The sequence below is a fragment of the Leisingera sp. ANG-DT genome (assembly GCF_000813785.1).
Taxonomy (GTDB): domain Bacteria; phylum Pseudomonadota; class Alphaproteobacteria; order Rhodobacterales; family Rhodobacteraceae; genus Leisingera.
Map to the genome: position 1 here is coordinate 48,932 of NZ_JWLE01000023.1, position 11,541 is coordinate 60,472.

An 11,541-nucleotide genomic window follows, 5' to 3' on the forward strand; every position below is an offset into this window, starting at 1 on the left:
AACCACATGCCGGGACCGTCCTTCTGCTGCGTCAGCCAGCGACGAAAGGATGTTTGGCATGAATATTTCATCACTTCTCAGCATGATTTCCGGGCTGGCCCTGGCGGGCGGTTCCGCCTATGTCGCCAAGGATTACATCGACGGCCAGGCCGTGACGGGCGGTTCAGAAGGCCCGGCGCTGGTCGAGGTCGTCGTTGCGTCGCAGGATATTGCTTTCGGCACAGCGCTGACGGCGCAGTCCCTGACTACCATCGCCTGGCCGGCCGAAGCGCGGCCCGCAGGCACATTCACCAGCTATGACGTGCTGCTGCCGGATCCCGGCCAGCCGCCGCGCCGCGCCCGCCGCGCGATTGCGCAGGGGGAGCTGATCCGGGCTGCGAAGATTTCCAAGTTCGGCGAAAAGGTGACCATCGTGCAGACGCTCAGCCCGGACCACCGGGCGATGGCCATCAAGGTCAGCGCGGAAACCGCGGTGGGCGGCTTTGTGACGCCGGGTGACAGCGTTGATGTCCTGCTGACCCAGGGCCGCGGTGCCGGCCTGAAGACCGTGACAATTCTGCAGAACGCCCGGGTGATCGGGGTGGACCAGGATGCCAACGAAGAGTCCGAAACGCCCGGCGTGGCCCGCACCGTCACGGTTGAGGTGACCCCGGACGAAGGCCAGCGCCTGGCGCTGGCGCAGCGGGCCGGCACGCTGAGCCTGACCCTGCGCAATCTGGATGCACCGGCAGAGGAAGTGCCGCTGGACTCGATCAGCCTGAACGACGTGCTGCGCAACCTGCGGCCGCAGCAGGAGGAGGTCGAACAGCCTGTTCGGAAGACCGTTTTGATCCGCCGCGGCACCGAAGTGTCCGAAACCGAAATCCGCTGAGGGCCGCGGCCCCGGGAGCCTTGCCAGACCATGATCCTGAATATCCGCATAAGACAGTTTGCTCGGGAAGACAGCGGCACCATGCTGGTCACCTGGGGGCTGACTTTCGTGGTGCTTCTGGGCATTGCCGCGATGTCCTTTGACTTGGGGCGCACCGGTATCACCCGCAGCGAGCTGCAATCGTTTACGGACAATGTGGCGCTGGCGGCTGCGGGGGAACTGGACGGCAAGGACGATGCCATCACCCGCGCCCGCGCCGCAGCAGCCAATCTGATCAGCGACCGCAAGACCTTTGGCAGCGGTGGCAGCGTGCTGAGCGGCGATACCGATTACACGCTGACGTTTTTTTCCGAGCTGCCCGCAGACGATACTGCTGCCCTGACATCTGTGACCACCGATCCGGCAGAGGCGGCCTTTGTCCGTGCCGTGGCAACGCCCAGCACGGTTGGCGCCTATTACGGCGCGGCTTTTGCTGCGCTGACCGGAACAAACCGCCCGAACGAACAGGCGCGGGCATCGTCAGTGGCGGGCTTCACCCAGTATGCCTGTGATATCACCCCGCTGATGTTCTGCGTGCCGCCGGGGTTTTCCGCGGATGCCAGCATCGGCGAAATGATCCTGCTGCGCTCCGGCGGCAATGGGGCCGCCTGGGGGCCGGGGGATTTCGGTTTTCTTGATCCGGGCAAGGTGCTGGTCGATGAGGATGGCCCCTGTGCGGGTCTCAACGGCGCGCAGCTGGATGCCTGCCTGCTGGGCGCCGAGGGCAGCATTACCCAGTGTTTCAGCCAGCGCGGCGTCGATATCGAGCCGGGCCAGAAGGTCGGCATCCGCGATGCGGTCTTCAACGTGCGCTTCGACATGTATCACGCGATCATGAACGGCAAGCGCAATGACCCCGACTACCCGCCCGCACCCAATGTCATCAAGGGGCGCAAGCCAAAGGGAGGTGGCAGCTGCATCGGCAACAATGAGGAAGCCGCCGATTCAGTGGCGCTGCCCAGGGACAACTGTTTCGAGAGCGGCGGATGCGCCCGCTTTGGAGATGGGAACTGGGCGGCGGGCCGGACCAAATATGTGGACGCAAACTATGGTGGTGTGGATCCGCACCCCGCCGCCGCCACGCGGTTTGAATACTATGTGGCAGAGATAAACGCAGCAGGCGGACCAGGGTCCGGCAATCCTATTCTCTCGGGTCTGGATGAAACCGGCCGCCCTATGTGCTCACCCAATCAAAGCGCTGACATTAACCGCCGCGTTGTCATTGCAGCCGGGATCGACTGCACGGCAAATCCGGTCAGCGGGTCCGTCACCGGTGTTCCGGTTGAGGAATTCGTGAAGATCTTCCTGACTGAGCCGGTTGGCACCCACACAACCTCTCCTCCGACGCTCAATATCTGGGGCGAGGTTGTCGGCAGCGCTGGCGGCGGGGCAGGGGGCACCGGCGATGCGGGCATTTTCCGCGACGTCGTGCAGCTCTACAGGTGAGCGGGATGGGGGAGGCAAAACATACCGCCGCCCGCTGGGCCGCCTTTCGCAAAGGAGAAGAGGGGGCGGTGCTGGTGGAGTTTGCCCTGATGCTGCCGCTGATGCTGCTGGTCTTCGCTGTGATCATCGAAGGCGGGCGGATGATGTGGTCTTACCAGGCCGCGATCTCCGGCGTGCGCGACGCCGCGCGCTACCTGGCGCGGGTGGCGCCGCAGGACATCTGCTCCACCGGCGGCTCCGTCGCCGCGCACCAGCCGCAGTTGCTGGACATCGTGCGTGAGAGCATTGATGGCGATGCGCTGTTCCCACCCAGCCTGAACGTGACCGCGGTCACCCCCAGCCTGACCTGCCAAACCGGAAGCTACCGGATTTCACCGGCTCCGGTGGTGGAGGTGCAGGCCAATCTGACCATGACCTTTCCGTTTGTCGGCATCTTTGCGCTGAACGGCGGCAGCCTGAACACCATCAACACGGTTATCACCGATCAAAGCCGGGTGTTCGGGACATGAGCGGGCCAGGCCGGGCATATGCCGCATTGCGCCGGTTCCGCCGGGACCAGAACGGCGCCGCGCTGGTGGAGCTGGGGGTTGCGATCCCGCTGTTCCTGCTCTTGTTCATGGGCATCATCGATTACGGCCGCATGGCGTTTCACTATGTGGTGGCGGAGCGGGCGATGAATGTGGCCGCGCGGGTGGCGGCGGTGCGCCCGCCTGCCTGTGCCGGGGTGCCGGAGATCCACCGGCGCGATCCGTCTGCCAATGCCCCGCTGCCCATTTACGGCACCTCCTGCCGGGCAGGGCCGGACATCTGCCTGAATGCGGGCACGGTGACCTGCTCAGGTTCCGCGGCCAACGCCACAGCGAATGAAATCTGGGCACTGGTAGGCGGTGCGATGCCGCCCGACGCCACCATTGCCGCGCTGTCGTTCAGCTACAGCTACGACGGCAGCCTCGGCTTCCTGGGCGGGCCCTATGTTCCCGTGGTCACGGTGGAGCTGCAAAACCAGACGTTTGAATTCGTGTCGCCGCTTGGGCGGCTGGCAGCGCTGGCGGGGTCCGCCGGGGGAGGCGCGCTGGGCGCCTCGGTGCCGTTTCCGTCGATGAGTGTGTCATTGCCGGGCGAGGACCTGGCACTGGGCCAGAGCGGCTGAAGCGATAGAGGAAGGAGAGGCCGATGCAGGCTGAGACACAATCCATCGTGGTCATCTCAGAAGACCCGGCTGTCTGTGCGCTGGTTGCCAGCGTGGCGCAGTTCCAGCCGGGCACCGGGGTGCGGAAATGCGCCTCGGCGCTCAGCGAAATTAACGGCACCGCGCTGCAGCTGGCCAAGGAAAACGACCTGATCATCTTCCGTGCCGGGGCAGATGCGGCTCGCGATGCCGCTGCGGTGCAAGAGATGATGCGCCACACTGGCGGTGCGGCGCGGATCCTGGCTCTGGCGAGTTCCAGTATGCCGTTTGCCGATTTGCGGCAATTGACAGAGGCCGGGGTGCAGGACGTGCTGCCTGATACGGCCTCTGCCGATGAGATGTCGGCGGCGATCCGCAAATGCCTGCGGGCAGATGAGCCGCAGCCCGTCCCCGGCGGTGCCCGGGGCAACCGTGAGGGGATGGTGATTGCGGTCAGCCAGTCCTGCGGGGGTGCCGGGGCGACGACGCTGGCGGTGAACCTGGCTGATTGCATGACCTGCCGGCGCGGGCTGCGGCGGCAGGAGGCGGAATTTAAGGTCGCTCTCCTTGACTTCGACCTGCAGTTCGGTGCCATCGGCAGCTTTCTAGATCTGCCGCCGAACCGCTGCCTTTATGAACTGGCTAGCGAAGGTTTCGTGCCTGACCAGGTTTTTGCCGAACAGTCGCTGACCGAGGCGGCGCCGGGCCTGTGGGTCATGGCCGCACCGGCCGAGATCGCGCCGCTGCATGCGCTGAGGCCGGAACAGGTGCAGACGCTGATTGCGCATCTGCGCCTGCAGTTCGATTTCGTGGTGATCGGCCTGCCGCGCGCCTTGGCAGACTGGCTGACACCGGTTCTGGAGGCCAGCGAGCGGCTGCTGATGGTGACCGGCAGCTCAGTGCCGGCAATCAGTCAGGCGCGGCGGCTGCTGGATTTCTATGCCGAGGCCAGCATGAGCCTGCAGACCGACATCGTGATCAGCCGCGAGCGCAAGCCGCTGATCGCTGCCAGCCACCACAAGGAAGCGGCCAAGCTTTTGCAGAAGCCGTTCAAGTACTGGCTGCCCAATGATCCGTCGGCGGCCTCTGCTGCGGCTGACAGGGGCGTGCCGTTGTCGGCAGCCGCTGGGCGTTCCAGCCTGGCCAAGGCGATCCGGCGGCTGTCCCGCGAGCTGATTGAAACTAAGAATGCCCGCGCCGGTGCGGCGCAGCCCCAGCACGGAAAGGCGGTTTGAGATGTTCAGGAATTTTGGCAAGCGAACAGAAAGCGTCTCTCCTGCGGATACTGTGGTGCCGCTGTGGCCGGAGGCAGGCGCGCAGCCGCCTGGGGGCGAGCCGGAAATCAGTGAGGAAACCCGCAAGCTGACAGCCTTTCTGGAGCTGAAAAGCCGGATGCACGAAGCGGTTATCGACCGGCTGAATCTGGCGGTGATCGACAAGGTTGAGCCGGAAGAGCTGCGCCGCGAGGTGGCGGCGCTGGTCGGCGATGTTCTGGCAGAGGAGAACAACCCGTTGCGCGCGGATGAATTCCGCCGCCTGGTGGATGAGCTGATCGACGAGGTTCTGGGGCTGGGCCCGCTGGAGCCATTATTGGCGGACCCCGGCATCAACGACATTCTGGTCAATGGCCACAAGACGGTTTTTGTCGAACGCAGCGGCGTGCTGGAGCAGACTGGTGTGCGGTTCCGGGACGAAAAGCATCTGCTGCGGATTATCGACAAGGTGGTTTCGCGCGTCGGGCGCCGGGTGGATGAGAGCAATCCTTGGGTGGATGCCCGGCTGGAGGATGGCAGCCGGGTCAACGCAATCATCCGGCCCTGTGCCATCGACGGCCCGTCGCTGTCGATACGCAAGTTTGCCCGCGACCCGCTGACGCTGGAGAAGCTTGTGGCGGGCAACGCGCTGAACGGGCGTGCGGCGGCCTTTCTGCAGGCGCTGGTGGAGGCGCGGATGAATATCCTGATCTCCGGCGGCACCGGCTCTGGAAAAACCACCATGCTGAACGCGATTTCAGCGGGCATTGACCCGCGTGCGCGGATTGTCACCATCGAGGATGCGGCGGAGCTGCAGCTTCAGCAGGCCCATGTGGTGCGGCTTGAAACCCGTCCTCCCAACCCTTCCGGCGGCGGTGCCGTCAGCCAGCGCGACCTGGTGCGCAACGCGCTGCGGATGCGCCCGGACCGGATCATCGTCGGCGAGGTGCGCGGCGCGGAGACCTTTGACATGCTGCAGGCGATGAACACCGGCCATGACGGTTCGATGACCACGGTGCATGCCAATTCCGCCCGCGACGCGCTGGGCCGGATCGAGCAGATGGTTTCGATGATGGGGATGGAGCTGCCGCTGCCGGCAATCCGGGCGCAGATCGCCTCCGGCTTGCAGATCATCGTGCAGCTGGCGCGGCTGTCGGACGGCCAGCGGCGGGTGATGAGCATTTCCGAACTCACCGGCCTTGAGGGGGAGGTGATCACCATGCAGGACATCTTTGTGTTCCGGCGGATGGGTAAGACCGCGGAGGGCGGCATCGCGGGCGAGTTCATTCCAACTGGCATCCGGCCGCAATGCGCTGCGCTGCTGGAAGCTGCGGGCGTTGGCTTTGACCAGACTCTGTTCCAGCCGGAGGGCGCCTGATGCTGAATGATCTGTTGAAAGAACTGCATGAATGGAACGGCCATCTGGGCGGATATGCGGTGTACTGCGGCGTGGCGGTGGGCGTTCTGCTGCTGCTGTCCGGCCTGCGGCAGCTGACCAGCCGCAAGAGCCGTTCAGTGGTCTTCCGCAGCCGCCGGATGCGGCTGATCAATCAGGGGCGCAGCGGCAGCGAGCGCCTTGCCATCCTGAAGCCGCCGCCGCGCCGCACCGGCTGGCAGCGCATTCCCGTGGCGGGCGCGCTGCCGAAGATCCTGCGCCAGGCGGATGTGCCGCTAAGCACAGGCGTGTTCTGGACCGCATGCGGCGCATTGGGGGTGCTGATCTTTCTTGCCGCGGCGGGATTTGCGGGGCTGTTGCAGGCCGCTGCGATTGCGGTCCTGGGCGGCTTTGGACTGCCATTTGCCCTGCTGATCGGGCGTCAGCGCAAGCAGATGGACAAGCTGGTTCACCAGCTGCCGGATGCGCTGGAAATGCTCGCGCGCGGGCTGAAGGTAGGCCATCCGCTGAACAACTCCATCGGCATCGCAGCGCGGGAGATGCCGGACCCGGCGGGCACTGAACTGGGCATTATCTATGATCAGGTGACCTATGGCGATGACCTGCCGGATGCGGTGCAGGAATTCGCGGACAGGACTGGCCTGGAGGATGCGCAATACCTGGCCGCCAGCATCAGCATCCAGCATGGCACCGGCAGCGACCTGTCGGTGATGCTGGAAACCCTGGCACGGGTCATCCGCAACCGGATTGCCCTGCGCCGCAAGGTGCATGCACTGGCCTCGGAAGGACGGCTGACGGCCTGGCTGCTGTCGGCGCTGCCGCTGGTGATTTTTGCCACCGTGTCGGTTCTGACACCCAGCTACTACGCCGGGGTGGCCGATGACCCGATGTTCCGGCCGATGATGGGCGCGATCGTCCTGCTGACGGTGCTGAATGCGCTGACGCTGCGCAAGCTTGTCAATTTCCGGATCTGATAGAGGAGGTTTGCCATGGAAGAGTTTGCCACACGCCTCCTGACCCAGACCGGGCTGCCGCCCGGCGCACTGGCAGCGGTTGGGGCTGCCGCTGCCGTGCTGCTCCTGTATTTCGGCGCTGCTGCCAGCCTGGCGCGGAAATCACCCGCCGCGGCACGGCTGTCGTCTCTGGGCGAGGCCCGCCGCCGCCAATCTGGCGACCTGGCGCTGCTGAAGGCCCCCGGTGCCCAGCCAGGCGGGCTGATGAAGGCCTTTGTGCCTGCCAGCCGGAGCGAACGGTCGGAGCTGGAGAACAAGCTGTCACAGGCCGGTTTTTCGCAAGAGGGAGCGCTGCGCAGGTTTACTCTGATCCGGGTTTTCCTCGGGCTGGCGGTGCCGGGGCTGCTGCTTCTGGTCATCGCAGCCGCCAAGACGCCCGGTCTGCTGCCGCCCAACCCGTTCACGGGGCAGGTGGCCGGATGGACAAATCTGCAAGTCTTTCAGGCCCTGAGCGGGCTTGTGGGGACAGGTTACTTCGGCCCGGTCTATGTGCTGAACGCCCGCGCCGCCGCCCGCCGCCGCCGGATCGAGGAGGCCTTTCCCAATGCGCTGGACCTGATGAGGATTTCAGTGGACTCCGGGCTGGGTTTCGACGCCGCGATGACCCGCGTCGGCAATGAGCTGGGGCAGGTTTCGCCGGATCTGGCCTTTGAGCTGCTCAGCGTGCAGCGGCAGATTCAGGCGGGCCGCGCCCGCGGTGATGCGCTGCTGGACATGGCTGGCCGCACCGGAGTGGACACGGTCCGGTCATTTGCCAATGTTGCCCTGCAGTCGATGCAGTTTGGCACCAGCATGGCATCGGCGCTGGCGACCTATTCCGAGGATCTGCGCAGCCAGCGGGAGATGCGGGCGCAGGAAATGGCCAGCAAACTTCCGGTCAAGATGTCGGCGGTGCTGGCCTCTCTGATGCTGCCTGCATTGGTCATGATCACCATCGGCCCGGTGGTGATCCGCTACATCCGCTTTATCGCAAGCTGATTCGAATTCCGTTTGGACAATTGCCGCAATCGGCGGCCATTGGTTCGGCGGGTCAGCTCCGGAGCACTGAATAAATCTCCTTATGATTGCAAAAATGCGCGTTTACCTGCAATTTGCGCCAAATTCTTGACGCAATTGAAAGAGCCGGCCAGCATGGCGGGACGCAATAAGGAGATGATTGGTACGGGCGCTTGCTAAGTTACTAAAAGCGCTATGTTAAAAGTTAGTATTGCTGTGGGGGGATGCGCGTTATGGGGACCAATGCGCTATTTGACACCCACACCATTCGGGCTGCTGAGGCCGGAATGATCGCGCCAATTGCGCGATGGTGTGAGTGTTTGCACGGCTGTGCGCCTTTCAGGGACGCGTTGAGCGGACTGGCGGCGGCCATTAAGGGGGAAGCAGCTGCAATTTGCAGGGTATCGGCTGGCAAGGGCCGGGCTTCAGGATCAGTTATCTATGACAGGGCCGCGGGCAGCGGAAACGGCTTGCCATTGGAGCGCTCCTTTGCCTGCTCGGTGCTGGGCAGTTATCTGGACAAGGCCAAACCAGGGCTGATCTGGTACAAATCCATGAGCGATGAGGCGGCGGATCCGGCATTGGACCGGTTCCACAGCGATCGCAAACTGGTGGAGCTGGCGGTGATCCCGCTGTCTTCGGGCGAGCAGCACACCGATTTTCTGGAGTTGCATTTCGCAACCCGGCCCGGTGCGGTGCAGCAAGCGCTGCTGAACATCATTTCCGGCACTTTGGTGCGGACATGGACCAACCGCTCTCCCGGCCTCTATGCTGAGGCCTGCCTGAAGGAACGCCGCGTAGCCCGGAATGCCGAAGTCGCGGCGCATCTGCTAAGCATGGAAAACCCGGCTCAGCTGAGCCGCGCCGAATACCGGGTCTGCGTTCTGCTGAGCAAGGGCCAGCCGGCCAAGCGGGTGCAGTCGGACCTGGGGATCTCGAAATCGACGCTGCGCACCCATCTGCGCAACATCTACGCCAAGACACGCACCCGCAACATGAGTGAGCTGGTCTATCAGCTGGTCTCGGTTGACACCTTCGCCGGGCAGACGCCGCGGCGAAGCTCTGCTGCATGACGGGCTTTGTTGAGCTGCTGCCGCTGGCTGCGGCCAGCCCGGTGCTGATCTATGCGGGGCTTGGCGACCTGCGGCACCTGCGGCTGCCAAACCGGCTGATGCTGGGTTTGGCGGCGGTCTTCTTGCTGACAGCACCGCTGCTGCCGCTGGCGGAAACCGGGCTGCGGCTGCTGGCTGCTGGCATTGTCTTTGCGCTGTGTTTCGCGCTGTTCTGCGGGCGGGTGCTGGCGGGCGGCGATGTCAAGATGATGGCACTGGCCATGCTGTTTGTGCCGTCTTCTGCGCTTGCCGCCTTCGGCTGGAGTTTCAGCGCTGCAATGCTCACCGTGCCCTTGGCTTTGACGCTGCTGGGCCGGACAGAGGCCGCCGCCGGCTGGCGGCAGTGGGCCTCGCTTCAGACGCCGGGGAAAATGCCGATGGGGGCGGCAATTTCCCTGGCGCTGATGCTCTTGCTGATTGTTCAGGCTGGCAGGGTCTGATCCTGAAAGGCGGCTGGCAACTTAGCGGGCAGGCGGAAACACGGCCGTCCGCTTGACCGTTCCATACACAAAACTGGTGTCGATGGAGGCAATGCCGCCGACCGGGTGGATGCGGGTGCGGATGAATTCTTCATAGGCCTCCAGGTCCGGTACCAGCACCCGCAACTGGTAATCCATCGCACCGGTCAGCACGTGGCATTCCAGCACCTCGTCGATCAGCTGCATCTTGCGTTCGAAATTCTTCACATCCGCCTCGCCGTGCCGCTCCAGCTTGATGCGGACAAAGACGGTGATTGGCAGCCCGTAGGATTTGGCATCAACCACCGCGCTGTAGCCCTGGATCACGCCCTGGGCCTCCAGATTGCGCACTCGCCGCAGGCAGGGGGAGGGGGAGAGACTCACTGCCTCCGCCAGGTCCTGGTTGGTCATCCGGCCGTCCCGCTGCAGGGCGCGGATGATCTGGCGGTCCTTGCTGTCCATTTTGAGGTCCTGTTTGGCATAATCTGCCAAAAATTATATCTACTCAGAAATAATTCGCAATCCATTGCCGCTGAAACAGGCGGATGATGCCTGTAACAACAGACAGGAGCATCCCATGAAAACCTCCGGCGGCTTTGCCACCCGTGCCATCCACCACGCCTATGACCCGCAGGACAACGAAGGCGCGCTGACGCCGCCGTTGCACCTGACCTCGACCTTCACGTTTGAGACCGCCGAGGCCGGTGGCGAGATGTTCGCAGGCGAACGCCAGGGCCATATCTACAGCCGGATCTCCAACCCGACCTGCGACTTGCTGGAGCAGCGCATAGCCACGCTGGAAGGCGCCGAGGCGGGCCTGGCGCTCAGCAGCGGCATGGGCGCCATCACCGCGGTTCTTTGGACGCTGCTATCGCCCGGTGACGAGGTGATCGTGGACAAGACGCTTTATGGCTGCACCTTTGCCTTCATGCGCCACGGGCTGGCGAAATGGGGCGTCACCATCACCCATGTCGACATGACCGACATGGAAAATCTGCGCGCAGCAGTGTCGGACAAGACCCGGGTGGTGTATTTCGAGACCCCGGCCAACCCGAACATGCGGCTGGTGGACATCGCGGCGGCCTCTGAAATCGCCCATGCCGCAGGCGCGCAGGTGGTGGTCGACAACACCTATGCCACCCCCTATTTGACCCGCCCAATTGAGCTGGGCGCTGATATCGTGCTGCATTCCGCCACCAAATACCTGGGCGGCCACGGCGATGTGGTGGCGGGCCTTGTCGTCGGCACCGCCGAGCAGATTGCTGAAATCCGCCTGGTCGGCATGAAGGACATGACCGGCGCAGTGATGGCGCCCTTCAATGCCATGCTGATCCTGCGCGGCCTCAAGACCCTGGCGCTGCGGATGGACCGCCACTGCGCCTCTGCCGTCACCGTGGCCGATTATCTTGCCGCCCACCCGGCAGTGAAGTCGGTGTCCTTCCCGGGGCACGAGAGCTTTGCCCAGGCTGATGTCGCTAAGCGCCAGATGGCACAGCCCGGCGCCATGATCGCCTTTGAGGTCGAGGGCGGCCTGCAGGGCGGCATTGCGTTCATGAACGGTCTGCAGATGATCCAGCGCGCAGTGTCGCTGGGCGATGCGGAAACCCTGATCCAGCATCCGGCCTCGATGACCCATTCGACCTACACCCCGGAAGAGCGCGCCGAGCACGGCATCAGCGACGGGCTGATCCGCCTGTCGGTGGGGCTGGAGGATGTGGCCGACATTCTGGCCGATCTGGAACAGGCCTTGCCCGCCCCCGTGCAGCACGCCGCCGAGTAAGGAGAGAGC

General features: G+C 64.2%; 12 protein-coding genes. 11 read left to right on the plus strand and 1 reads right to left on the minus strand.

Translation table 11 applies throughout. The features are described from left to right. The first annotated feature begins 58 nt into the window (after positions 1–58). The 10 genes from cpaB to RA21_RS22085 all read left to right on the plus strand — a co-directional run bounded on the left by cpaB (position 59) and on the right by RA21_RS22085 (position 9,734). Positions 59–871: a Flp pilus assembly protein CpaB gene (cpaB, locus tag RA21_RS17020; protein WP_039151272.1), complete on the plus strand. Its 813-nt coding sequence runs from the start codon at positions 59–61 to the stop codon at positions 869–871. A gap of 30 nt (positions 872–901) precedes the next feature. Then, positions 902–2,356, plus strand: a complete 1,455-nt coding sequence (locus RA21_RS17025; RefSeq protein ID WP_039151122.1) for a TadE/TadG family type IV pilus assembly protein — start codon at positions 902–904, stop codon at positions 2,354–2,356. A 5-nt stretch (positions 2,357–2,361) separates the two neighbouring features. Continuing rightward, a complete protein-coding gene (locus RA21_RS17030) occupies positions 2,362–2,865 on the plus strand; it encodes a TadE/TadG family type IV pilus assembly protein (protein ID WP_039151125.1) in 504 nt (167 codons plus the stop codon). Further along, positions 2,862–3,506 carry a TadE/TadG family type IV pilus assembly protein gene (locus RA21_RS17035; protein WP_019298058.1) on the plus strand — a complete coding sequence of 215 codons (645 nt, stop codon included), beginning with the start codon at positions 2,862–2,864 and terminating at the stop codon, positions 3,504–3,506. Before RA21_RS17030 ends, RA21_RS17035 begins: the two co-directional genes overlap by 4 nt. 23 nt (positions 3,507–3,529) lie before the next feature. Further along, a complete protein-coding gene (locus RA21_RS17040; RefSeq protein ID WP_039151128.1) occupies positions 3,530–4,759 on the plus strand; it encodes an AAA family ATPase in 1,230 nt (409 codons plus the stop codon). Between the two features lies 1 nt (position 4,760). Continuing rightward, positions 4,761–6,155 carry a CpaF family protein gene (locus tag RA21_RS17045; protein ID WP_241483518.1) on the plus strand — a complete coding sequence of 465 codons (1,395 nt, stop codon included), beginning with the start codon at positions 4,761–4,763 and terminating at the stop codon, positions 6,153–6,155. Then, positions 6,155–7,147 (plus strand): type II secretion system F family protein, encoded by a 993-nt coding sequence (locus RA21_RS22080; RefSeq protein WP_052254259.1) that lies wholly within the window; start codon positions 6,155–6,157, stop codon positions 7,145–7,147. The genes RA21_RS17045 and RA21_RS22080 overlap by 1 nt, the downstream gene beginning before the upstream one ends. Positions 7,148–7,162: 15 nt before the next feature. Continuing rightward, a complete protein-coding gene (locus RA21_RS17055; RefSeq protein ID WP_039151133.1) occupies positions 7,163–8,164 on the plus strand; it encodes a type II secretion system F family protein in 1,002 nt (333 codons plus the stop codon). A gap of 488 nt (positions 8,165–8,652) precedes the next feature. Next, positions 8,653–9,255, plus strand: coding sequence for a helix-turn-helix transcriptional regulator (locus tag RA21_RS17060; protein ID WP_193747984.1), 603 nt, complete (start codon positions 8,653–8,655; stop codon positions 9,253–9,255). Further along, complete coding sequence (locus tag RA21_RS22085) at positions 9,252–9,734, plus strand: prepilin peptidase (protein ID WP_052257698.1); 483 nt, start codon at positions 9,252–9,254, stop codon at positions 9,732–9,734. The genes RA21_RS17060 and RA21_RS22085 overlap by 4 nt, the downstream gene beginning before the upstream one ends. A gap of 21 nt (positions 9,735–9,755) precedes the next feature. Here the strand turns inward: RA21_RS22085 and RA21_RS17070 are convergent, their stop codons facing one another. Then, on the minus strand, positions 9,756–10,214 hold the full coding sequence (locus tag RA21_RS17070) for an Lrp/AsnC family transcriptional regulator (RefSeq protein WP_029205017.1): 459 nt from the start codon (positions 10,212–10,214) through the stop codon (positions 9,756–9,758). Between the two features lie 115 nt (positions 10,215–10,329). On the opposite strand from RA21_RS17070, the gene RA21_RS17075 reads away from it, so the two are divergent. Next, the gene (locus tag RA21_RS17075; protein WP_039151279.1) at positions 10,330–11,532 is read left to right on the plus strand and encodes a methionine gamma-lyase; all 1,203 of its coding nucleotides are present in this window, start codon (positions 10,330–10,332) and stop codon (positions 11,530–11,532) included. The last annotated feature ends 9 nt before the right edge of the window (positions 11,533–11,541 follow it).